Origin of the sequence: Mesorhizobium calcicola, from assembly GCF_042682105.1 — a bacterium.
GTDB lineage: Bacteria > Pseudomonadota > Alphaproteobacteria > Rhizobiales > Rhizobiaceae > Mesorhizobium > Mesorhizobium calcicola.
This window is the reverse complement of sequence record NZ_JBHUGY010000039.1, coordinates 29,915-53,404: the sequence shown is the minus strand read 5'-3', so window position 1 is coordinate 53,404 and position 23,490 is coordinate 29,915. Positions and strand designations below refer to the sequence as shown.

The 23,490-nt window shown below is 64.0% G+C and carries 20 protein-coding genes and 1 riboswitch; of the genes, 11 read left to right on the top strand and 9 right to left on the bottom strand.

What is annotated here, in order from left to right; genetic code table 11:
* Nucleotides 1-16: 16 nt before the first annotated feature.
* Nucleotides 17-2,083: an FUSC family protein gene (locus ACFSQT_RS26080; protein ID WP_379023545.1), complete on the bottom strand. Its 2,067-nt coding sequence runs from the start codon at nt 2,081-2,083 to the stop codon at nt 17-19.
* 106 nt (nt 2,084-2,189) lie between these two features.
* Complete coding sequence (gene parE / locus ACFSQT_RS26075; protein ID WP_379023543.1) at nt 2,190-4,244, bottom strand: DNA topoisomerase IV subunit B; 2,055 nt, start codon at nt 4,242-4,244, stop codon at nt 2,190-2,192.
* A gap of 237 nt (nt 4,245-4,481) precedes the next feature.
* Between parE and cpaB the strand changes: the two genes are divergently transcribed.
* The 10 genes from cpaB (at nt 4,482) to ACFSQT_RS26025 (ending at nt 14,695) form a co-directional block, all read left to right on the top strand.
* Nucleotides 4,482-5,408, top strand: a complete 927-nt coding sequence (gene cpaB, locus ACFSQT_RS26070) for a Flp pilus assembly protein CpaB (protein ID WP_379023541.1) — start codon at nt 4,482-4,484, stop codon at nt 5,406-5,408.
* Nucleotides 5,409-5,467: 59 nt separating this feature from the next.
* The gene (locus tag ACFSQT_RS26065) at nt 5,468-6,886 is read left to right on the top strand and encodes a type II and III secretion system protein family protein (RefSeq protein WP_379023635.1); all 1,419 of its coding nucleotides are present in this window, start codon (nt 5,468-5,470) and stop codon (nt 6,884-6,886) included.
* 4 nt (nt 6,887-6,890) lie between these two features.
* Nucleotides 6,891-7,160: a hypothetical protein gene (locus tag ACFSQT_RS26060; protein WP_379023539.1), complete on the top strand. Its 270-nt coding sequence runs from the start codon at nt 6,891-6,893 to the stop codon at nt 7,158-7,160.
* Nucleotides 7,161-7,208: 48 nt separating this feature from the next.
* Complete coding sequence (locus ACFSQT_RS26055) at nt 7,209-8,423, top strand: AAA family ATPase (RefSeq protein ID WP_379023537.1); 1,215 nt, start codon at nt 7,209-7,211, stop codon at nt 8,421-8,423.
* Nucleotides 8,420-9,841, top strand: a complete 1,422-nt coding sequence (locus tag ACFSQT_RS26050) for a CpaF family protein (RefSeq protein WP_379023535.1) — start codon at nt 8,420-8,422, stop codon at nt 9,839-9,841. Before ACFSQT_RS26055 ends, ACFSQT_RS26050 begins: the two co-directional genes overlap by 4 nt.
* Before the next feature lie 4 nt (nt 9,842-9,845).
* Nucleotides 9,846-10,811: a type II secretion system F family protein gene (locus tag ACFSQT_RS26045; RefSeq protein WP_379023533.1), complete on the top strand. Its 966-nt coding sequence runs from the start codon at nt 9,846-9,848 to the stop codon at nt 10,809-10,811.
* A 1-nt stretch (nt 10,812) separates the two neighbouring features.
* Nucleotides 10,813-11,778: a type II secretion system F family protein gene (locus tag ACFSQT_RS26040; RefSeq protein ID WP_379023531.1), complete on the top strand. Its 966-nt coding sequence runs from the start codon at nt 10,813-10,815 to the stop codon at nt 11,776-11,778.
* Nucleotides 11,779-11,856: 78 nt separating this feature from the next.
* Nucleotides 11,857-12,690, top strand: a complete 834-nt coding sequence (locus ACFSQT_RS26035; RefSeq protein WP_379023529.1) for a PA3715 family protein — start codon at nt 11,857-11,859, stop codon at nt 12,688-12,690.
* Between the two features lie 193 nt (nt 12,691-12,883).
* Nucleotides 12,884-13,354, top strand: coding sequence for a tetratricopeptide repeat protein (locus ACFSQT_RS26030; protein WP_379023527.1), 471 nt, complete (start codon nt 12,884-12,886; stop codon nt 13,352-13,354).
* 165 nt (nt 13,355-13,519) lie between these two features.
* Nucleotides 13,520-14,695, top strand: a complete 1,176-nt coding sequence (locus tag ACFSQT_RS26025; protein WP_379023525.1) for a GGDEF domain-containing protein — start codon at nt 13,520-13,522, stop codon at nt 14,693-14,695.
* On the opposite strand, the gene gcvP is transcribed toward ACFSQT_RS26025, so the two are convergent.
* From gcvP to gcvT, 3 genes are read right to left on the bottom strand one after another with little or no spacing between them, the layout of a single operon-like run.
* Nucleotides 14,696-17,503, bottom strand: a complete 2,808-nt coding sequence (gene gcvP, locus ACFSQT_RS26020; protein ID WP_379023523.1) for an aminomethyl-transferring glycine dehydrogenase — start codon at nt 17,501-17,503, stop codon at nt 14,696-14,698. It lies immediately after the preceding gene.
* Between the two features lie 17 nt (nt 17,504-17,520).
* Complete coding sequence (gene gcvH, locus ACFSQT_RS26015; RefSeq protein ID WP_379023521.1) at nt 17,521-17,889, bottom strand: glycine cleavage system protein GcvH; 369 nt, start codon at nt 17,887-17,889, stop codon at nt 17,521-17,523.
* 5 nt (nt 17,890-17,894) lie between these two features.
* The gene (gene gcvT / locus ACFSQT_RS26010) at nt 17,895-18,995 is read right to left on the bottom strand and encodes a glycine cleavage system aminomethyltransferase GcvT (RefSeq protein WP_379023519.1); all 1,101 of its coding nucleotides are present in this window, start codon (nt 18,993-18,995) and stop codon (nt 17,895-17,897) included.
* 149 nt (nt 18,996-19,144) lie between these two features.
* Nucleotides 19,145-19,231: riboswitch (glycine riboswitch) on the bottom strand.
* A 238-nt stretch (nt 19,232-19,469) separates the two neighbouring features.
* Between gcvT and ACFSQT_RS26005 the strand changes: the two genes are divergently transcribed.
* Complete coding sequence (locus ACFSQT_RS26005; protein WP_379023517.1) at nt 19,470-20,471, top strand: hypothetical protein; 1,002 nt, start codon at nt 19,470-19,472, stop codon at nt 20,469-20,471.
* Nucleotides 20,472-20,523: 52 nt separating this feature from the next.
* Here ACFSQT_RS26005 and ACFSQT_RS26000 read toward each other — a convergent pair whose 3' ends face one another.
* From ACFSQT_RS26000 to ACFSQT_RS25985, 4 genes are all read right to left on the bottom strand, one after another.
* Nucleotides 20,524-21,315: a molybdopterin-binding protein gene (locus ACFSQT_RS26000; RefSeq protein WP_379023515.1), complete on the bottom strand. Its 792-nt coding sequence runs from the start codon at nt 21,313-21,315 to the stop codon at nt 20,524-20,526.
* Between the two features lies 1 nt (nt 21,316).
* The gene (locus tag ACFSQT_RS25995; protein WP_379023513.1) at nt 21,317-22,198 is read right to left on the bottom strand and encodes a cytochrome b/b6 domain-containing protein; all 882 of its coding nucleotides are present in this window, start codon (nt 22,196-22,198) and stop codon (nt 21,317-21,319) included.
* A gap of 97 nt (nt 22,199-22,295) precedes the next feature.
* A complete protein-coding gene (locus ACFSQT_RS25990; protein ID WP_379023511.1) occupies nt 22,296-22,973 on the bottom strand; it encodes a DUF1345 domain-containing protein in 678 nt (225 codons plus the stop codon).
* Between the two features lie 31 nt (nt 22,974-23,004).
* Nucleotides 23,005-23,472, bottom strand: a complete 468-nt coding sequence (locus tag ACFSQT_RS25985; RefSeq protein ID WP_379023509.1) for a YaiI/YqxD family protein — start codon at nt 23,470-23,472, stop codon at nt 23,005-23,007.
* Nucleotides 23,473-23,490: the final 18 nt, after the last annotated feature.

Sequence of the window (23,490 nt, the reverse complement as noted above, 5' to 3'; positions counted from 1 at the left end):
GACACGCTTGGCCGCTCTAGCTCCGTTCTCTCGCGAAGAAATCGGGAAAATCCTCTATCGCGGCGGCAATGATGCGCAGTGATGCCGCGACTTGCAGCATCTCGCTGGTGCCGTTTCGCTGCGCTATGCTCGCCGCATAGTGTCGGGCAACGGCGATGGTCGAGGTCTGCGGATCACCGGGGGCGCGGAAGAGCAATTCGCGCGCCAGTCCCCGCAGGAAGTTGGCGATCGACAGCGCGGTCTCGGACGGGATGGCGTGACCTTGGGCAGCATCGCGCAGCCGCAGGATTTCCAGGCCAACGGTGACGGCGGCGACGCTGCCGCCGAGAACCGCATCGCCCTTCCTGCCGGCATTCTGCACCAGCGGCATCAGCTGGTTGACGCGGTCATAGGCGAGGCTCTCGAAGGCCGAACGCCTTGGCACGCGGTCATGCAGGCAAAGCCGCGCCAGATCCTCGCGCATGGCGCGTACGATGCGGTTGGCCGCGAGCCACGGATCGGCGGGCAGCACGAGGATGAAGACACCGATCGCCAGCAGGATGCCGACCAGGATCGACGCCGAACCGGCGAAGAAGGGCCTGGGATCATAGGTCATTGCCTGATGCGGACTGAGGAAGGCGAGGAAGTTGATGGCGAAGGCCGTCGCCACGCCGACATACCGCGGATTGGCCATCGCGAGCGCCGTCGGCACCAGGATAGGCACGACAAACAGCATGAACCAGCCGAAGCCGGGCAAAGCGGGCAAAGCGACCTGGCCGACGAGAAAGGCAAAGGGGAGCGCCAGCAGCGTTCCCTTGAAGAAGCCCCAGGCCACTTGCACGGGGTCGGGGCGAGCGGCAAACAGGCTCGACACGACGGCAACGAGAATGACCGTGCCGGCCGCTTCCGACCATTTCGTCGTCAACCAGAAGGCCGCGACCAGCAAGGTGGCAAGGGCAGCGCGCACCGCATTGCGCGAAGCACCGGCATAGTCGCGGTGCACCACCAGCGCGGGCTGCCTGTTGCCCCGGGCAGGGCGCGTGACAGGTGCGCGCAAGGCGTCAAGACCGCGCAACACCTGCCTGAGCGCTTCGGCGAAATCGGCGGCGATGGTGAGTCGGGTGATGGTGCCGACCCTGTCGTCGCCCTGAGCGGCCGAGGCATCGGGCATTTGCCGGGCCTTGACCGAGATCGCGTCGAGCCGGGCCACCCAGGGCGCGGTGTCATCCAGCGCGCCGGGTTTGGCCGCCAATTCGCTGACCAGGGCTTGCAGCTCCGAGCGCACCGGAATGAGCGCCGCGTTCTTCGGGGCTGCGTGGGAGTGCAGCGCGCGTGCGGCCGACAGCGCCGAGAGCAGCTGTCCGATGGTGCGTCGGACCGGATGGGCGCGGGGCGCGAAGCTCGGCGCTTCGAGCCTGGCGTAGGCGCGCATCTCGCCTAGAGTCTGCGTATCGGCGACCAGCTTTCGGTGCAGGCCCGACAGCGTTGCCGGATCGCCGCCGGAGAATGCGCCACCGGCATAGGTGGCTAGATCGAGAATGCAGCGTTTCAACCGCGAGATGATGGCGTCGCTGGCCAGTTTGGGCAGGATCAGCCGGCTGGTCAGGCCGGCGCAGACAATGCCGAGCACGATCTCGGCACAGCGCGCGACCGCGAGGTCGACGACGAGGTGTGGCTGTCCGAAGGCAGGCAGGCCGATGATCATCGCGGTGTAGCCGGCAAGGGCGGCACCATAGGCTTCGGGATTGCGCAGCAGTGACGAGACGAAGGTGCAGATGCCTATCCAGACGGCAAGCACGGTCACCAGCACCCAGGGGCCGGTGCCGAAGATCGTGGTAATGCCGATCGCAGCCATGCCCCCGGCAAGCGTGCCGAGCAGCCGATAGAAGCCTTTCGCCAGCACCATGCCGGCGACAGGCTGGGCGACGATGAACACCGTCATCATGGCCCATTGAGGGTGGTCGAGCTTGAGGGCGTAGGCGACCAGCAGCGCGATCAAGCCGGCCGAAACGGTGCGCAGCGAGAAAATCCAGTCCGAACGCGTCGGCTGCGTCAGCCCGGCCAAACTGGTCTCGAAATAGCCCTTCAGCCGCGCCCAGATCACATGCTGCTCCGTATCAGAAGCGCAGGCTAGAGCAATTCCAGGAAAAGTGTGAAGCGGTTTTCCGTCCGGAATCGCGTCAAAACAAACAGATAGACCCGGCTGTGGCTCAGATATCCAGCACTTCCGTTTCGGCGAATTCGGCGCGCTCCTGGATGAAGCGGAAGCGGGCTTCCGGCTTGGTGCCCATCAACGCATCGACAGCGTCCTTGGTGGCGGCCTCGGCATCGATCACATCGACCCTGAGCAGCGTGCGCTTCTTCGGGTCCATGGTGGTTTCCTTGAGCTGTGAGGCCATCATTTCGCCCAGACCCTTGAAGCGGCCAAGTTCGACCTTGCCGCGCCCGGTGAACTCGGTGCGCAGAAGCTCGTCCTTGTGCGCATCGTCGCGTGCATAAGCGACCTTGCCGCCTTGCCGGATCGAGTAGAGCGGCGGCACCGCCAGATAGAGGTGGCCGCCACGCACCAGCGCCGGCATCTCCTGGTAGAAGAAGGTGATCAGCAGCGAAGCGATGTGGGCGCCGTCGACGTCGGCGTCGGTCATGATGATGACGCGGTCGTAGCGCAAATCCTCGTCGCGATATTTCGACCGCGTGCCGCAGCCGAGCGCCTGGATCAGGTCCGAAATCTGCTGGTTGCCGGCAAGCTTGTCATTGCCGGCGCTGGCGACGTTGAGGATTTTTCCGCGCAGCGGCAACACGGCCTGGCTGGCGCGGTCGCGCGCCTGCTTGGCCGAGCCACCGGCCGAGTCACCCTCGACGATGAAGAGTTCGGCGCCGGCCGCGGCGTTCTGCGTGCAGTCGGCGAGCTTGCCCGGCAGCCGCAATTTGCGCACCGCGCTTTTGCGCGACACTTCTTTTTCCTGGCGCCGGCGTACCCGCTCGTCGGCGCGCGCGATCACCCATTCGAGCAGCTTCGAGGCTTCCTGCGGATTGTCGGCCAGCCAATGATCGAACGGGTCGCGGATCGCGGTCTCGACAATGCGGATTGCCTCGATCGTTGCCAGCCGGTCCTTGGTCTGGCCGACGAATTCGGGCTCGCGGATGAACACCGACAGCATGCCCGCCGCGGAGATCATGACGTCTTCCGAGGTGACGATCGAGGCGCGCTTGTTGCCGACGAGATCGGCATAGGCGCGCAGGCCCCGCGTCAGCACATTGCGGAAGCCGGCCTCATGCGTGCCGCCTTCGCCTGTCGGGATGGTGTTGCAGTAGGAATTGATGAAGCCGTCGCCGCCGAACCAGGTCACCGCCCATTCGAGCGAGCCATGGCCGCCTTGCCTGTCGCTCTTGCCGGCGAACATTTCGCGCGTCACCTGGAATTCGTCGCCGAGCGATGCCTTGAGATAATCCTTCAGGCCGCCGGGAAAATGGAACTCCGCCTTGGCCGGCGTCTGGTCCTTTTCCTTGATCAGCGACGGATCGCAGGTCCAGCGGATTTCGACACCGCCGAACAGATAGGCTTTCGAGCGCGTCATGCGGTAGAGCCGCGCCGGTTCGAACGCCGCGCCCTTGCCGAAAATCTGCTCGTCGGGATGGAAGCGGGTTCTTGTTCCGCGCCGGTTGTGGACCTCGCCTAGGTGCTCCAGGCCGGTTACCGGGACGCCGCGCGAAAAGCGCTGGCGATAGAGCTGGCGGCCACGCGCCACCTCGACCTCGAGATGGTCCGACAGCGCGTTGACCACTGAGACGCCGACGCCATGCAGGCCGCCTGAAGTCTCGTAGACCTTCGAGTCGAACTTGCCGCCCGAATGCAGCGTCGTCATGATCACTTCGAGCGCCGGTTTCTTGAACTTCGGATGCGGGTCGACCGGGATGCCGCGGCCATTGTCGGTGACGGTGAGATAGCCGTCGGCGGAAAGCTCGACATCGATGAAGGTGGCATGGCCGGCGACCGCCTCGTCCATGGAATTGTCGATGACCTCGGCGAACAGGTGATGCATCGCCTTGTCGTCGGTGCCGCCGATATACATGCCTGGCCGGCGGCGCACCGGCTCCAGTCCTTCCAGAACCTCGATGTCGGCGGCGCTATAGCCCTCGCTGCCATCCTTGGTCGCGGCAGGACGCTTCGTGGCTTGCACCAGCGGATCCGCCGGGCGCGCCGGTGCGCGCACCGGCTGCGGCTGCTTGTCCAGACTGCCGAAAAGATCGTTGTTGTCGTCCATGCCTGCCATAGGGTCCGATGCTGCGAATCACCTCGCGATACTGCCACGCTTTTCAGCGCCAAGCGACCGAGGTTCCTGTTCCGTTCGGGGAATTGCCCCCTCTTAACCCAAAACCATTCGATAACCAAGCCGGCGGAAATAGGTCAAATGCCGCCAGGCAAGATTCCTGATTCTTTAACAATGCCGCCTAGCATGAGCCCAACAAAACAAGAAACTACGGGCATCAGGGGTTTCGGCGTGAGGGGCAAGGCCATATCGATGATCGGCATCGCCGCCGTTTTCGGCGCGATCTCGATCTTTGCCGCGGATTTCTGGGTCAAGAGCCAGGCCAAGGCCGACAACGAAGAGAAGACGGCGTCGATCGCCGCGCCGGCCGCACCCAAAATCGAGTTCAAGACCATCGTGGTGGCCAATGCTCCGTTGCGCTATGGCATGGAGCTCGACCGCGCGAAGCTCACCGAAATCCCCTGGCCGCAGGATTCCCTGCCGCAGGGTGCCTTCCCGACCATCGACGGGTTGCTTGGCGAGGGCAACCGCGTGGTGCTGACGCCGATCGAGGTCAACGAACCGGTGCTGCTTGCCAAGCTGTCCGGGCCAAATGGCCGCGCGACGCTTTCCAACATGTTGACGCCCGGAATGCGGGCGGTGACCATCCGCACCGACGAGATTGCCGGTGTCGGCGGCTTCGTCACGCCTGGCGACCGGGTTGATGTCGTGCTGACGCGCGATGCCGGCGAAATCCAGGAAGTGGCCAAGAACGCGCAAGGCGCTGCCGGTTCGACCATCACCTCCGAGATCGTCGTCTCCGATGCCAAGGTGCTGAGCGTCGGGCAGGGCGCCGACGAGCGCCAGACAACGCCGCAGATTGCCAATTCCGTGACCCTCGAGGTGACGACCGAAGGGGCGCAGAAAGTGGCGCTTGCCCGCACAGTCGGCACGCTGTCGCTGTCGCTTCGCTCCGCCAGCGAAAGCGGTGACGGCAAGAACGGCGTCACCACCATCTCTTCCTTCGGTGGATCGGTCGCCTCGAACGTGCAGGCGGCGGCCAGTTCGTTGTTCGATGCCGTGGCGAAGGGGCCGGAGAAACCGAAGTTCAAGACGGTCATCGTAACGCGCGGCACAAAGGCCGAGGAATACCAGGTTCCTTTGCGGGACCAGAAATAGAAGCCAGTGGGGACTGGGTGAGGGACGGGACAATGTTCGGGCTGATAACACATCGGGTCATGGGACGGTTGCGCGTTGTGCGCTCCCTGGCTGTCGCGGCTTCGCTGGCTGCTGCCGCGATGCTGGCCTTCGGCACCTCGGCCAGGGCCGACAACGACATCGTCTATGTGTCGTCGACCAAGAATGCGTCGATCAAGGTGGCCAAGGGCAAGCCGAGGACCATCATGACGAGTGCCGCCTTCTACCAGATCGTCATCGGCGACCCGGAGATCGCCAACGTCAATCCGCTGACCGACAAATCCTTCTACGTGCTCGGCAACAACCTCGGCACCACCGGCATCGCGCTGTTCGATGAGAAGAAGCAGCTGGTCGGCACCGTCGATATCGAGGTGACGCTCGACACCGACCAGCTGGCCAGCACCATCCGCGCCAGCGTGCCGGATGCCAGGATCAAGGTCGGCTCGGCCAACGGCCGTGTCGTGCTGTCGGGCGAGGCGGATGACGCGGTCGCCGCCGAAAAGGCAAACAAGATCGCGACGCGTTTTTCCGGCACCGAGGAGGTGATCAACTCGGTCAACATCTCGTCGTCGCAGCAGGTCCAGCTCAACGTTCGCTTTGTCGAGATCAACCGCCAGGCGGGCCAGGATCTCGGCGCCAAATACAGCGCCAATTTTGCCTACGGCCTCGGCGGGCGTGATGTCTCGCTCGATCCGGGCACCGTGCCGGCGGCAGGGACCGGCGAGATCATCGGCCGGTTGCTGTCGAACGGTGTGTCGATCGATATCGCCATCAAGGCGCTGGAAGAGCGCGGCCTGGCCCGTCGGTTGGCCGAACCGAACCTGATCGCCCGTTCCGGCCAAACGGCAAGCTTCCTCGCCGGTGGCGAATTTCCGATCCCGGTCTCCGAGGACAACGGCAAGATCTCGGTCAGCTACAAGAAATACGGCGTCAGCCTGGATTTCACGCCAACGGTGCTGAAAGACGGGTTGGTCAGCCTGGACATCGCGCCGGAAGTCTCCTCGATCGACGCGTCGGCCTCTTACAATATCGGCAGCATATCGGTGCCCGGCTTCATCGTGCGCCGCGCCAGGACGTCGGTCGACCTGAAGAATGGCCAGAGCTTCATGATCGCCGGATTGCTACAGTCGCAAAACGACATCACCACATCGCGCATTCCCGGCCTCGGCAAAATGCCTGTGCTTGGGGCGCTGTTTTCGTCGAAATCCTATCAGCGGCGCGAGACCGACCTGGTCATGATCGTCACACCTTATCTGGTCAAGCCGGTCGATCCGTCGAAGAAACTCATCGTGCCGACCGATGGTACGCAGGCGGCCAGCAACGCCGACTATTTCCTCAACAACACCGACGAAGTGAAGACGTCCGACACCGGTCGCGCGCTGGCGATGGCCGGCGGCACTGTCGCGCAGCCGGCTGCCGTGACCACGGTCGGGCATTTCCTCGACCTGCCGAAGGACTGAAACCATGCGCCTGGTCTTGAGATCGAGCATCGCCTTGCTGCTGGCCGGCTTCGCCGCCGGCTGCACCAGCGACGACTATGTGCGCACCGAGGGGGTGACGTCGGCCGCTGGCGAGGCGCAGGCCGCCGACACCGTCATGCAGATGGTCGATCCGTGGAAATACGGTGTCCAGAACACAAAGCTCCTCGTTCCAGCCCAGCGCGGCGGCGCGGTGGCCATCACTCCTGATCAGGCGGCCGATGCGAAGGCGTCGCAATCCACGACAAGCAATTGATTCCACGGGCAACTGATCCAACAGGCGGCGACCGGACAGGCTGACAGAATGGCAAACGGCATCAAGACCAGGAAGATCCTGCTCGTATCGACCGACAGGACCTTCGTGCAGGACACGCGGACCGCATTCGCCGCCTCCGAGATCATCCAACTCTCGACAGTGGAAAAGAACGTCACCGAGCTGCGCGGCGAAATCCAGGAAACCGACTTCGGCGCCATCATCGTGGACATGGATGCGGCAAGGCTGGAGGAGGTCGAGTCGCTGCAGCGCATCATGCGCCGGCTGGAAGACAAGGTGCCGGTGGTCGTCGTCACCCAGGAGTTCAATGCCGCCGCCGTGCGTATCCTGGTGCAGCTCAAGGTCGCGGATTTCCTGGTCAAGCCGATCACCACCGCCGACCTGGTGCGCTCCGTGGTGCGGGCGCTGCAGGGGCCCGGGCGCGAGGAAAACACCGAGTCGCAGATCTACACCTTCATGCCCGCCGCGGGCGGCGTCGGCACCACGACGCTGGCGCTGCAGACCGCCTTCCAGCTGCATCACTCGGTGACGCGCGGCGCGTCGACTTGCGTGGTCGACCTCAATTTCCAGCAGGGCGCCTGTGCCGAATATCTCGACCTCGAACCGCGTTTCGACATCACCGAGATCGAGAACCAGCCTGAACGCCTCGACCGGCAATTGCTCGATGTGATGCTGTCGAAGCATGCCAGCGGGCTTTGCGTCCTGGCGGCGCCGACGCAACCGGCGGAAATGCGCTCGTTCAAGACCGATGTCGTGGTGCGCATGCTGGACCTCGTCTCGGCCTATTTCGACAATGTCGTCATCGACATGCCGCGCACCTGGTTTCCATGGACGGAGACCGTGCTGCTCGGTTCCAACAAGCTCTACATCGTCGCGGAAATGACGGTGCCGTGCCTGCGCCACACGCAGCGGCTGATTCAGGCGGTCTACGAGACCGCCGGCAAGGAAGTGAAGCCGAACGTCATCGTCAACCGCTTCGAGCAGAAGATGTTCGACAACGGCATCAAGCAGGCGGACGTCCAGGAAATCCTCGGCGAGCATTTCGTCGGCGGCATCGCCAACAACTACCGGCTGGTGCGCGAGGCGGTCGATCGCGGCGTGCCGCTGCACGAGATCGATCCGAACGCCAATGTCATCAACGATCTGAAGAAGATCATCCTGCCGGAGGAAGCGGTCCAACCGCGGGCGAAATCGCGCTCGCTGTTTGGCATGGGCCGGGGATTGCTGAAGAGGAAGGCCGGATGACCAGCCGCTTTTCCACCCTGCAGAACCGCGATGCGCGTCCGCAGCGCGCTGCCGAGCCAATACCGGTCGCGCATCATGCTGTCGTCATTCCGACGAACCGAAAGGTTTTGCCGGCAAAGCCGGAAGCAGCACCGGCAAAGAATGCCAACAAGGTGCTCGATGCGCGCGTGCGTATCCACCGGCTGCTGCTCGAGGAGATCAACCTTGTCGCGCTGGAGCGTTTGCCCAAGGATGAGATGCGCCGGCAAGTGCATGACTTCGTGTCGGAAAAGACCAAGCAGGAGCGGATGGCGATCAACACCGTCGAGCTTGACGCGCTGGTCGACGACATCGTCGACGAGATGGTCGGCCTCGGTCCGCTGGAGCCGCTGCTCAAGGATCCCGATATCAACGACATCCTGATCAACGGCCACCAGAACTGCTTTGTCGAAAAGAAGGGCAAGCTTCAGGCGGTCCATATTCCGTTCAAGGACGAGGCGCATCTGCTGCGCATCATCAACAAGATCGTTGCCGCGGTCGGCCGCCGGGTCGACGAATCGCAGCCGATGGTCGATGCGCGCATGCTGGACGGCTCGCGTTTCAACGCCGCCATCCGCCCGGTCGCGGTCGACGGGCCGCTGGTGTCGATCCGCAAATTCTCCAAGAACAAGCTCGGCCTGCACAGACTGGTCGAATTCGGCGCCATCACCCAGAACATGGCCGAAGTGCTGGCGGCGGCCGTGCATGCCCGCAAGACGACGATCATTTCGGGCGGCACCGGCACAGGCAAGACGACCATGCTCAACGCGCTGTCGGCCTTCATCCCGGAAGACGAGCGGCTGATCACCATCGAGGACGCGGCCGAGCTCCAACTGCAGCAGCCGCATGTGGCGCGCATGGAAACGCGTCCAGCCAACATCGAAGGCCATGGCGAATTGAAGCAGCGCGATCTGGTCAAGAACGCGCTGCGCATGCGCCCCGACCGCGTCATCCTCGGCGAGTGCCGCGGCGAGGAAGCCTTCGACATGCTGCAGGCGATGAACACCGGCCATGAGGGGTCGATGGCGACCATCCATGCCAACACACCGCGCGACGCCATTTCACGCCTCGAGCAGATGCTTGGCATGACCGGCATGCCGATGACGGTGCAGTCGATCCGCAGCCAGATCGCCAGCGCGCTCGACCTGATCGTCCAGCTGACGCGCCTGTCCGACGGCAAGCGCAAGGTGACGAGCGTCGCCGAGGTGACCGGCATGGAAGGCGACGTGATCCAGATGCAGGAGATCTTCCGCTTCGTGCGCACCGGCATGGAGGCCGACGGCAAGATCCTCGGCCACTACGAGGCGACCGGTATCCGGCCGCGGTTCCTCGAGGATCTGCGCGCCATGGGCATCGAGTTCCCCGGACGATATTTCGAACCCGGCCGGCCGCAGGAGTAGCCAGGTGTTCGACGGGCTCAGCGCGATCTACGTCGTCTATGCCGCGGCGGCACTTACCGGCATCCTGATCGCCGAGGCCTGCTACCTGCTTTATGCCGGCCGCAGCGACAAGCGCACCGCCATCAACCGGCGCATGAAACTGCAGGAAAACAGGATCAGCCAGGAGCAGGTGCTCGTCCAGCTGCGCAAGGAGCGCGGCCTTGACGCGGGGACGTCGCTGTTTTCGCCGGACCGGTTCCGCGCCTTGCGAACCCAGTCGGGCATGATCATGCCGCTGTCGAAATTCTTGATGATCACCTGCGGCGTAGCGTTCGCCGCGGCTGTGGCCGCGATCTGGTACGGCATGCCGCCGCTGCTCGGGCTTATCCTGTTTGTCATGCTTGTGCCGATACTGCCGGTGATGACGCTGCGCTTCAAACGCGGCCGCCGGCTGAAGCGGTTCGGCACGCAACTGCCGGAGGCACTGGAACTGATCACGCGCGGCCTGAAGGCCGGGCACCCGGTGCCGGTGGCGATCGCCATGGTGTCACGCGAGATGCCCGACCCGATCGGCACCGAGTTTGGCGTCATCGCCGATGAGGTGACCTATGGATCGGATCTGGTTACGGCCCTGAACTCGCTGTTCGACCGGGTCGGCCATGAGGACCTGCCGCTGTTCATCACCGCCGTCTCGATCCAGAGTAGTTCGGGCGGCAATCTACGCGAAATCCTCGACGGCCTGGCGTTGACGATCCGCGAGCGCGGCAAACTGCGCCGCAAGGTGCGCGCCATTTCGACCGAAGGCCGCATGTCGGCCTACATTCTGACGGCGATACCGGCGCTGCTGTTTGCCGCCATCATGGCGCTGATGCCTGGCTTCTACCGCGACGTCTGGGGTGAGCCGAAGACCTGGTACCTGATCGGCGGCTCGGTCGCCTGGCTGATGCTGGGCAATCTGATGATGTTCAAGATGTCGAATTTCAGGTTCTGACATGCAAGGCTTCATCGAATTCCTCGCCTCGCTCGCGCCGACCTCGTTGGTGCCCGTGGCCATCCTGCTGCTGGTCGTGGGTGCCGTCGCGGTTGCCTGGCCGATGGTGACGGCGAAAGGCGACCGCAACGAGGTCAAGCGCCGGCTCAAGGTGGATGACGGTCCGGTGGCCGCCAAGCCCGAACCGGTGCAGAAGAAGAATGCCCGCATCGTGCGTGAGAAGGCGGTGAAGAGGGCGCAGGAATTCTACGCCAAGAGCGATCCGGAAAATGTCGCCCGGCTGCGCATGAAGCTCATCCAGGCGGGCTACATGGAGCCGCGCGCCGTCGGTATGTTCTTTCTCGTGCGCTTCGCCGCGCTGGTCGGCTCGGCGATCGGCGCCTTTGTGATGAACCAGTGGCTGGGCAGCCCCGACTCGACGATGGCCAGCCGCTGGGCCTTCGTCATCCTGTCGGGCGTGGCGGGCTATTTCCTGCCTGGTCTGGTGCTGACCCAGAAGGTGGGGGAGAAGAGGCGCGAATACCGCAACGGCTTTCCCGATTTCATGGACCTGATGATCGTCTGCTCGGATGCCGGCATGAGCATGGAGGCCGGCATCGAGCGCGTCTCCAAGGAACTCGCCAAGACCTATCCCGCGCTCAGCCAGAACCTGCAGCTTGTGTCGCTGGAGCTGAGGGCGGGGCGCAGTCTCGACGACGCGCTGAAGGCGCTCGCCGACCGCCTCAGCCTGGACGAGGTGCGTTCCTTCGCCACGCTGCTGCAGCAATCGAAGGAGCTCGGCACCAGCCTGTCGGGGGCGCTGCGCGTCTTTTCCGACGAAATGCGCCACAAGCGCATGTCGCTGGCCGAGGAAAAGGCGCACGCTCTGCCGGCCAAGATGTCGGTGCCGGTGACCGTGTGCATCCTGCCGGTGGTGCTGATGATCGCCATCATCCCGATTATCGTCAAAATGACGATGGCGCACTAGAATCTGCCGATATTCAGGTGAGGCCGGCCTGAACACGCCGCATCGGGGTCTGCAAGCCCGCAAATGAGTGAGAATCCCATGCGAATACTGTTGCGCACCCTCTTCCTCGGCCTCGTCGCGGCCAGTCTGTCGCCCGCCTGGGCCGCGGCCGGCGATTGCGGCGATGTTGTCGCCTTGGTGCAGCAGGCTTATCCCAAGGCCCGCAGGAACGCCGACGGCGCCTCGTTGACCCTTGAACCCCATATCAGCATCCCCTTGACGCTCCCGGACGGTGAAACGCCATTTGGCCTGGTCTGCAAGATATGGCCTGCCCATGATGACTTGCTGCTGGTCGCAGTTCCGCTGATCGACAGCGCCGAATCCGGCGACGACAGGCATGTTGGCGATATTGAGCTTCTGGTCGTCGACAGGAAGAGCCTGCAGCTGCGCCAGCGCCTGCTCCAGCCCGGGCTGATGACCGATGATGCCATCGCCATCCGCAAGGTCGAATTCGATACCGGCGGCTATGGGCTGGCGCCCGGTGTAACCGCCTTTGGTCTGCGCATCGAATTGGCAACCCATTCGCAGGCCACTCCCTTCGCCGAAACCGGCCTGCGGCTCTATGCCCTCGCCGGCGATACCCTGCGGTTGGTGCTCGGCGGCCTTGCCGTGGCCGGCAATGGCGGCGACGGCGATGCCAGTTGCGCCGGATCCTTTCATTCCAGCCAGGTCAGCCTGGCAATGAACCCGGCGAGCCACCACGGCTATCACGACATCATCGCGGTCGAGCGGGCGAACACCGACGAACCCGCACCGGACAAGGATGGCGAGTGCCAGTCCCATCCCGGCAAGCCCATGAAGCGGACTTACCGGCTGCGCTACGACGGCAGCCGCTATCCGGTTCCGGCAGCGCTCAAGGCAATGGAGCCGTGAGAACGCCGCGCGTCCCTGCTGAAGGGATTCTTCGGGAGATAGGTCATTGCCCGAGGCTGTTGCGGCTTCGTGGTTAATGGCCGGTGTGCCCGAAGCTTAATTTTGAGCGCGTTTCGGCACCGAAGTTTAATTGCTCGGATGTAGTTCTGTTTCCTGAAGAACGACCCGGCAAATCGGGCGATGAGGCAGGGGCATGCGTCACAATAATTTCACGGCAATGGCCGCGCTGGCGGCCGTCTTGATGATGTCTGGCTGTACGACGGGCGGCGTCGATACCACCAAGACCACAGCTATCCAACCGGCGGCAAAGGACATCGACACCTCCGACCTGGCACAAGGCAAAGCGCAGTTTCGCGACGCCAATTACGGCCTCGCCGAACAGCATTTCCGCAAGGCCGTCGAGTTGAAGGCCGACAATGCCGAAGCCTGGATGGGGCTCGCCGCTTCCTATGACGAACTTGGCCGCTTCGACTTCGCCGACCGTGCCTACAACCAGCTTTTGAAAGTCGCCGGCCGCAAGCCGCAGATCGTCAACAACATGGGCTATTCGCAGTTGTTGCGTGGCGATCGCAAGAAGGCCAGGGCGTTGCTGCTGGAAGCGAGGGCTGGCATGGCCGATCCGACGGTCGTCAACGCCAATCTCGCCCTCTTGAACAAGGGTTGAACCGATCGCTGCGGCCAAAGGTACGGTTTTGGGACAGATGGCATCGACGCTTTGTAAACCCTTTCGGCAGGTCGCGTCGGACGATCGGCTGAAAATCATGTCCGAGGGCTGCTGCTGGCCTAGAGTGTAGCGCAACCGCCGACGCTCGAGAGGCACCCACCCGATATGCTGGACTTCAGTTCGCTCCTGCTCGCGGCCGCGCTGTCGGGCATCTGCCTCAGCGCCACCATGTTCGCGATCTGGTTCACCGCGCCCAAGGCGGGCTTCGTCCTGACCGTGGCGTGCGGCATTCTGGTGCTCGTCGCCCATGTGATCCTGTTCTGGCGATACACCAAGGAGCCTGATCCGTTGCTCTGCCAGGTCGTGCTTGCACTGCTCAGCCTGGGGTTCCTGATCATCTGCCAGTCGTCCATGCAGTATCTTGGCGTACCCGGCCACAGACGTGCCGTCGCACCGACGCTTGCCGCCATGGCTGTTTGTGCGGCCGTGACCTTCGTCGGCCTTGATGGCGTCGGCTTCATCATCACCTACGCGACTGTCACGGCGCTGCTCTCGGCGATCGGCGCCATGTTCTGGATCAACGGCAGCCATGATCGCCGGATCCTGCTGGTGGTTTCGTTTCTGAGCGGCACCTGTGCGGTGTCGTTCGCGCTCTGCGGCATGGTTCTGCTGGGCAAGGGGCAGTGGGCGCTCGCGGCCGCGCCCGACAACTGGGCCGAACGACTGAACTCCGTCGTGGCGGTGGCCTGCATGACCGGGCTCGGCGCATTGACGCTTTCCCTCCACCATCTGCAGGCGCAGATCGAGTTGAAGGCCGAGACCATGACCGACCCGCTGACGGGGTTGATGAACCGCCGGGCGCTGAAATCGCTCTATGGCGAGCGCAGTTTCGGTCCCTTCATGTTCGTTGTCATGTTCGACCTCGACCATTTCAAGCGGACGAACGACGTCTACGGTCACCCGGTCGGCGACCAGGTCCTGTGCCGCTTCGCCGCGGTGATCAAGAAATATGCCAGGACCGGCGTCGACGCCTTTCGCCTTGGCGGCGAGGAATTCGCCGTCGTCATGTCGCGGATGACCGATGAAAGGGCCTACGATCTCGCCAGCAAGATCGGCGTTGCCTTCGGCACCGAAATCGTTGCCACCCAACTCGGTCCGTTGCGCAGCACGGTCAGCGGCGGCATCGGCTTTGGCGAAGCCGACAGCCGCAGCCTCGATGAGGTGCTGGCCGAGGCCGACGCGGCGCTTTATGCGGCCAAGCGCGCCGGGCGAAATTGCGTCATCAGCCGCAAAAGGACGGGCAAGGCCGAACCGGTCGAGCCGGCCTTGCGCTCAGCGTAGCTACTCGGCCGCACCCAGATAGTCAGACAGCGGCGGGCAGGAACAGACCAGGTTGCGGTCGCCGGCGACATTGTCGATGCGCGACACCGGCGGCCAGTATTTGGCCGCCGTGTCGGCATCGCCGGCGGGATAGGCCGCTTCCAGCCGCGAGTAGGGATGGGTCCACTGGCCGGCCAGCGTCTCGGCGGCGGTGTGCGGCGCGTTGACCAGCGGATTGTCGGCCAAAGGCCATTCGCCCCTGGCGACTTTCGCTGCCTCTCCGGCGATGGCGATCATCGCCTCGCAGAAGCGGTCGAGTTCCCGCTTGGGCTCGGACTCGGTCGGCTCCACCATCAGCGTGCCGGCGACCGGGAACGACATGGTCGGCGCATGGAAACCATAGTCGATCAGGCGCTTGGCGACGTCGTCGACACTGATGCCGGCGCTCTCCTTGAGAACGCGGGTGTCCAGGATGCACTCATGGGCAATGCGATCGTGCCTGCCCTTGTAGAGGAGCGGAAAATGCGGTGCGAGCCGCGTCGCCACGTAGTTTGCCGAAACGATCGCCGTCTCGGTCGCCTGCTTCAGGCCGGAAGCGCCCATCATGCGGATGTACATCCAGGTAATCGGCAGGATGGAAGCACTGCCGAAAGGTGAGGCCGACACGGCATGCGCCGAGCCTTCGGTGACATGACCCGGCAGATAGGGCTTGAGGTGCGCCTTGACGCCGATCGGGCCGACGCCTGGACCGCCGCCGCCATGCGGGATGCAGAAGGTCTTGTGCAGGTTCATATGGCAGACATCGGCGCCGATGTCGCCGGGGCGAGCGAGGCCGACCAAGGCGTTGAGGTTGGCGCCGTCGAAATAGACCTGTCCACCATGCTCATGGATGAGGGCGCAGAGATGGCGCGCGCCTTCCTCGTAGACGCCATGCGTCGAGGGATAGGTGAACATCAGCGCCGCAAGGTTCTTGGAATGCTCATTGGCCTTGGCCCTCATATCGTCCATGTCGATATTGCCATCCTCCAGACAGCGCACGACGACGACGCTCATGCCTGCCATCGCCGCGCTCGCCGGATTGGTGCCATGCGCCGAGGATGGGATAAGGCAGATGGTGCGATGGCCTTCGCCGCGCGAGCGGTGATAGGCGCGGATGGCGAGCAGTCCGGCATATTCGCCCTGGCTGCCGGCATTGGGCTGTAGGCTGACCGCGTCGAAGCCGGTGATCTCCGACAGCCAGCCCTCCAGTTCGCCGGCCATGGCGCGGTAGCCCGCCGAATGGCTGGCCGGCGCGAAGGGATGCAAATTGGCGACGCTTGGCCAACTCACCGGCATCATCTCGGCGGCGGCGTTGAGCTTCATGGTGCAGGATCCGAGCGGGATCATGGAGCGGTCGAGCGCCAGGTCCTTGTCGGCCAGCCGGCGCAGGAAGCGCATCATGTCGGTTTCCGACTTGTTTTCGTGGAACACAGGCTGGGTCAGGAACTCCTTGCCGCGCGGCTTGCCGGGCATGGTGCTGGCGTCGGCGCCGGGCTTGGCGCCAAAGAGTGCCGCAATCGCGCCGAGATCGGCCTCGGTTGACGTCTCGTCGAAGGCGATGCTGACGGTGTTGGCGTCGATTACCCGCAGCAGCCGGCCGGTCTTTTCGGCGGCGGCGGCAATCTCGGCGGCTCTGCCCTTGACCTCCGCCGTCACGGTGTCGAAGCGGCGGGCGCCCGTCACCGAGATGCCCGCGGAGTTGAGGCCGGCGGCCAGACGACTGGCCAGCGCATGGATGCGCCCGGCAATCGCCTGCAAGCCGGCGGGGCCGTGCCAGATGGCATAGGCCGTCGCCATGTTGGCAAGCAGCGCCTGCGCGGTGCAGATGTTGGAGGTCGCCTTGTCGCGGCGGATGTGCTGCTCGCGCGTCTGCAAAGCGAGGCGGTAGCCGGGCCGGCCCTTGCTGTCGGTCGACTGGCCGACGAGACGACCGGGCATCAGCCGGGTCAGTTTGTCGGAGACGGCGCAATAGGCGGCATGCGGGCCGCCAAAGCCCATCGGCACGCCGAAGCGCTGCATCGGGCCGACGGCAATGTCAGCGCCGAGCTTGCCCGGCGCGTCGGTCAGCGTCAGGCCGAGCGGGTCGGCAATGAAAATCACCAGCGCGCCGGTTGCGCGGGCCTTTTCGATCGCCGCCTTGTGGTCGCCATAGACGCCGAATGTGTCGGGCCAGGAGACGAGCAGGGCGGCGGTGTTATCGTCGATCGTCTCGCCGTCGACCTCGGTGCCGAGCGGCTCGGCGCGGGTGCGCACGACATCCAGTGTCTGTGGGTGCGGGGTGCCGGCCAGCGCCACCTTGGTGCGCTTGTCGCGGTGATGGCGCAAAGCAATGCCGACGGCTTCAGCCACGGCGGTTGCTTCATCGAGCAGCGAGGCCGACGCCACCGGCAGGCCGGTCAGTTCGGTAACCAGTGTCTGGAAGTTGAACAGCATTTCGAGCCGGCCCTGGCTGATCTCGGCCTGGTAGGGCGTGTAGGCCGTGTACCAGGCCGGGTTCTCGAACAGGTTGCGCTGGATGACCGGCGGCACGTGGACGCCGTGGTAGCCGGCGCCGATGAAGCTCTTCAGCACCGTATTTTTCGCCATGGTTGCCGACAGTTCGGCCAGCGCTTCCGCTTCGCTGGCCGGTGCGGGCAAGGCGAGCGGCTGGTCGAGGCGGATCGATCTCGGCACGGACTGGCTGATCAGCGTCTCGATCGAGGGAACGCCGATGACGGCGAGCATCGCTCTGGTGTCATTGAGGCCGGGGCCGATGTGGCGGGCCGAGAAGGGATAAGGTGCTGCGGTCATGTGTCCAAGTCCTGATATCAGCCGATATGGGCTTTGTAGGCGGCCTCATCCATGAGGCTGGCGAGCTGGCTTTCGTCGGCGAGCTTCATCTTCCACAGCCAGCCGGCGCCGGTTGCCGCCGAATTGACCAGCGATGGGTCCGAAGACAGCGTGCCATTGGCCTCGGTGATCTCGCCGTCGACCGGCGCATAGACGTCGGAGGCCGCCTTGACGGATTCGACCACCACGGCGGTGTCGCCCTTGGCCAGCTTCTTTCCGGTCTCGGGCAGTTCGACGAAGACGAGATCGCCGAGCTGCTCCTGCGCGTAATCGGTGATGCCGACGGTGGCGATGCCGCCCTCGACGCGCAACCACTCGTGATCTTCGGTGAAATAGGTCTTTGCCATCGGAATTATCCTTTGCGGTAGCGATGAGGCGTGAAGGGCAGGGAGCTGATATCGACTGGGATCTTCGTGCCGCGCACATCGGCGAAAACCCGTGTCCCGGGCTTTGCCAGAGGCGTCGCGACGTAGCCCATGGCGACCGGGTGGCCGGCGGACGGGCCAAAGCCGCCTGACGTGACATGGCCGGCGGGATTGCCGTCGGCATCAAAGAGCGCGGCGCCGGCACGCACCGGCTGGCGGCCTTCCGGCTTCAGACCGACGCGCTTTTGCGCGGGGCCTCGTTCCACCGCGGCGCGCAGCGCGTCGGCGCCGATGAAGGCGCCGCTAGCGCGAATCTCTTTCGGGATCGCCCACATCAGTCCGGCGCTGGCCGGGTCGGTTTCCGGCGTGATGTCCTGGCCATGCAGGCAGAGCCCGGCCTCCAGCCGCAGGCTGTCGCGCGCGGCAAGGCCGATCCACAGCACGCGTTCATCGCCGAGCAGCTTCGCGACGAGGTCGCGCGCGTCGGCCTCCGGCAGGCCGATCTCGAAACCATCCTCGCCGGTATAGCCGGAACGGCTCATGAACCAGTTCTGCCGTGGCTCGACACCATGCATGAACAGCAGCGAGCCGGTCTCGATGCCGGCGCGGGAAAGGGCGGCCCAGGCTTCCGGGCCCTGGATGGCCAGGAAGACGCGATCGAGCGGCTCGACCTTGGCGCCGAAATCCGCGGCAAGCGCACGCAAATGCTTTTCGTCGGTCACGGCGTTGCCGGCGTTGGCGACCACCATGAAGCGCTCGCCACCGAGCCTGGTGACGATCAGATCGTCCAGAATGCCGCCGGCCTCATTGAGGAAGAAGGACAGTTTGGACTGCGAGATTTCGAGCGCGCCGGCATCCAGGGGGCAGGCGCGGTTGAGCAGCGCAACCGCCTCCGGCCCACTAACCTCGAACAGTTTCATATGCGAGATGTCGAACAGGCCGGCATGCTCGCGGGTATGCAGATGCTCCTTCATGACGCCGGCCGGATAGGTCAGCGGCATCGACCAGCCGGCAAAGGCGCCAAAGCGCGCACCGGCGGCCACGTGGATGTCTTCGAGGGGAAGGTGTTTGGTGTCGTCGCCCGTCATGTCGTCTCCAGAGTCGCACGCAATCGGTCGCGAATGGCGACCAGTCCGTGCCCCTCTGTCTGAAGCCTGAGAGACTCGCGCAGCCGGAACTCTGTCAGCGGCGCTTACACCTTCGGCGCGGGGGCAAGCCCCGACTTTCCAGAGTGTCTTTCCCGTCTACGGTTCTTTTGCCTGAGAGATTTCGGGCGATTTCCCCTTCGGCGGCAGCTCTCGCTGCTCTCTCCCGCAAACAGGTAGGACTCAAACCGAGCCCTCGACTCGTCATCCATAGCCCGTCGACGACACATTGTCACCTGCCTGCGACACCTTTGATGTATGTCGTTCTCCCAAAACCGCTGCACACTTTTGGGCGACATGCACTGGCCGACAAGTCTTCGCTAACCACGCCGTTTGCCGGTTTTTCAAGACACTGCCGATATATTGGCGGCTATGAGCTTTGGGCCGGCGCTTGCCGGCAGCGGACGGGGACGACAAATGGGCGAATTGATCATGAGCGCGCCGGTGGCGGGGCTGGCCTCGAAAAGCCGTATCACTGGGGAAGACGTGGCCATGTTGCGCCAGGAAGTGTTCGGCGACGGCGTTGTGACGCGCGGCGAGGCCGAGGCGCTGTTCGCGCTCGACGCGACGGCGAAGGAAAAGTGCCAGGAATGGCCGGACTTCTTCGTCGAAGCGGTCACCGACTACATCGTCCATCAGGAAAAGCCGTCGGGCTACATCTCGCAGGAGAATGCCGACTGGCTGATTCGCACGATCTCGCGTGACGGCATGGTCGACAGCCGAACCGAACTCGAATTGCTGGTCCATGTGCTGGAAAAAGCAAGATCGTCGCCGAGCCAGCTTTGCGTCTATGCGCTGGAGCAGGTCGCCCACGCCGTCATCGATGGCAAGGGACCGCTGATGCTCGGTGGCGCGCTGGTTCCCGGACTGATTGCCAAGGCGGAGGTCGAGCTGCTGCGCCGGATCCTCCATGCCCATGGCGGCGACGGCAACATCGCTATCACCCGCGCCGAAGCCGAGGTGCTGTTCAAGATCAACGAGCGCACGGCCCAGGCCGACAACGATCCGTCATGGAACGATCTGTTCGTCAAGGCGATCGCCAATTTCGTCATGTGCTCGGCCGGCTACGAGGCGCCGACGCGCGAAGTGGCGCTGCGTCGTGATGCCTTCCTCGAACACGCCGATCCGGAAATCGGCAGCTTCTTCAGCCGTATGGTCTCCGGTGGTCTCGCCGCGATCATGGAGGCCTACCGCTCCCCGGACGACATCGAGGCCGAGTGGGAAGCCAAGAACAGGGCGGCCGAGGCCCTGGCCCGCCGCGCCGAGACGATCGATGCCGGCGAAGCCAGCTGGCTGATCGAGCATATCGGGGCGGACAGACCTCTTTACGAGAACGAGCGCGCGCTGCTGACCCTGATCAAGCAGGCCTCGCCGGAAATCCATCCGGCGCTGAGGCCACTGCTCGACAAGGTTGCTTGAACCGGGCGGCAGCGCTCGCTGCCGAGCCGATGATCATGATGCGGTGTGCGGTTCAGATTCCACCGTACCAGTCGTAGCCATTGTCTTCCCAATATCCGCCTCGACCGCCGCCGACATTGGCGAAGCTGTCGACCAGCTCGATCTTGTAGAGATATTTCGGCATCTTGTAGCCGAGCTGGCGCTCGACGCGGACACGCAGCGGCGCGCCGTTCTCGACCGGCAGCGGCTTGCCGTTCAGGCCATAGGCCAGGATCGTCTGCGGGTGGCGGGCATCGATCAGGTCGATGGTGCCGTAATATTTGATGTCGCCGGAGAGGCTGCGGTCGATCGTGTCGAGACAATGGAACATGACATAGCGCGCCTGCGGCTTGACCACCGCCTGGTCGAGCACCAGCGACAGCGGCGTGCCGGTCCATTTGGCGATGCAGCTCCAGCCTTCGACGCAGTCATGGCGGGTGATCTGGGTGCGGCTCGGCATGTTCATCAATTGCTCGCGGCTGAGCGACAGCGGCTTTTCGACAAGGCCTGAAACTTCCAGCCGCCAGTCGGCGAAGTTGTTGGCGAGCAAGCCCTTATACACGTCGTCGTCGGGAGCCGTGACGCCGTTCGGCCGCTGCGGCTGGCGGATATCGGCCTCGGTGAATTCCGGCGCCAGCGCATCGCGTCCGGCGAGCAGGCGTTGCGCCCGGTAGGTCAGGCCATTGGCATTTTCGAGGAAGCTGCGCAGGCCGCTGCCGATGCTTAGCTGGCTGTCGAAGGCGTCGCAGCCCGACAGCATGATGCCGGATGCGCCAAGGCTGGCACCCGTCAGGAATTTCCGGCGGCTGATCTCGAACTTCGCCATGTCACGCGCTCCTCTCGGTGGAATTGTCGTCCTGCGCGGGAGGATCTGTACGGTACCAGCCGGTGATGATGGAGCGCAGTTCGTTGATCGGACCGGCGGCCAGGATCATCAGGATGTGGATGATGAAGAAGGCGACCAGCAGCACCATGACGGTGAAATGGATGGTGCGTGCCGTCTGCCGGCCACCGAGCAGATCGTTGAGGAACGGCAGCACCGAGTCCATGCTGGGTGACATCGCCAAGCCGGTGATGATCATCAGCGGGAGGAGCACGAACAGCACGCCGCCATAGGCCATCTTCTGCAGCGTGTTGTATTCGCGCGTGTGGTGGAATTTGAGTCTGGCGTGGTCGATGATGTCTTGCGGCAGCCGTTTCAGATCGTCGAGGCGCGGCGCGAGATCGCGGCGCAGATGGCCGTTCACGGTGCTGGCGACCAGCCAGACGATCAAGGTCGTGGTCAGTATCCAGGCAAAGAAGAAATGGATGACGCGGGCAGTGCCGAGGTCATAGTAGGACGGGACCGTCGCCCAGGACGGGAAGCCGCGCGCCGTCTCCTGGCCCGCCGGACCCGACCAGCCGAGCACGCCCGTGGTGTCGAAGCGATGCCCGAAGATTTCGGTGTAGCCACGTGTCCCGGCGTCGGTGCTCTCGGCGCCGATGGCGAAGATGGTGTTGTTGTAGTCGAAGCCCGACTGCTTGCCGATATAGAGCTGCGGGCGGGCGTTGAAGATCTGCAGGCCGGAAAGCAGCATGAAGAACAGCGAGATGGCCCAGATCCAGTGCGTCAGCCGCGTCCAGCGCGACTGGCGGTAGATCAGCGTCTCCTCCTTGCGTACGGCAGGGTCCGCCCCGGCGGTGGGTTGGCTTCTGGCAACGGATTCCATCTTGTCTCGTCTCCCGGCCTCGCGGCATGGCCTGCGCGCTCATTGTCCTCCTGATACGTCGCCAACCAAACCGATGTTTCATCCGATCACGAAATTATTATGGGCTGCCCAGGCTGACGGCGAGATTGACGGCCGCGGCGACGATGACCGTGTTGAAGAAGAATGACAGGATCGAATGGCCAAGCACGACACGACGCATATGCGTTGTCGAGATGTTGGTGTCGGCAGTCTGCGCGGTCATGCCGATGACCGCCGAGAAGTAGAGGAAATCCCAGCCTTCCGGCCTCTTGTCGCCCGGGAACAGCAGCCCGCCGACGGGGATTTTCTTCTTGGTCTCGGCGTCTACCGCATCGCCGTCCATCCAGTAGACATGCGCATAATGGAGCGCCGCCATGGCATGGATGGTGAACCAGCCGAGCGGGATCGACAACAGCGCGAAGCCAAGCTCGACGGGATGGGCGCTGTCTTTCTGATTGATCAGTTGGAACAGCGAGAAAGTGGCAACGCCGACGACGACCAGCGTCACCGCGAAGATGACCAGAACCGGCTGGTCGGTGGCGCGCGCATTCTTGCTCAGATACCTGCCGGTGAACTTTGGCATCTGGGCGACGACAAGAATGACGTAAGTGGCAAAGAATGCGTTGGCGCCGATCGAATAGGCGAGCGGGGCATGCAGCAGCAACGCCACGACAACCGCTACGACGCCGAAGCCGAACGACACCGCGAACAGCATGTGGCGCTGCATGGGGTTCTTCATCGGGATTTCGGCAGCCATGGCGGTTCCAACCCTGGATGGCGCTCGGTTTCTACTGCGGTGTGGCGGATTTGAGCGCCCGCCGCAAGATGCGGTCGAGTTCGCCGAGAAACCGCGAGCGGTCCTGCGGCGCGAAGCTGGCATTGTAGCCCTTGCTTTCGCCGGTCTCGCGCAAATGCTGCTTGAGATCGCGCATCGCCACCGCCATGCCGATCGTTTCCGGCGTGAACGGGCGCCCGGTTGGTCCGAGCACATGGGCGCCGAGCGCCACCGCACGGGCGGCAAGCGGGATGTCTGATGTGATCACGATGTCGTTGAGTTTCGCGTTCTCAACGATCCAGTCATCGGCGGCGTCGGCGCCTTTGGACACCACGACGTTCCGGATCATCGGATCGCGCGACGGCCTCAGGCCGCCATTGGAGACGTAGGTGACGACGACGCCATGGCGCTCGGCGACCTTCTCCACCTCGGCCTTGACCGGGCAGGCATCGGCGTCGACGAGAATTGACGGTGCGGGCATCGTGGGTTCCAATGAATA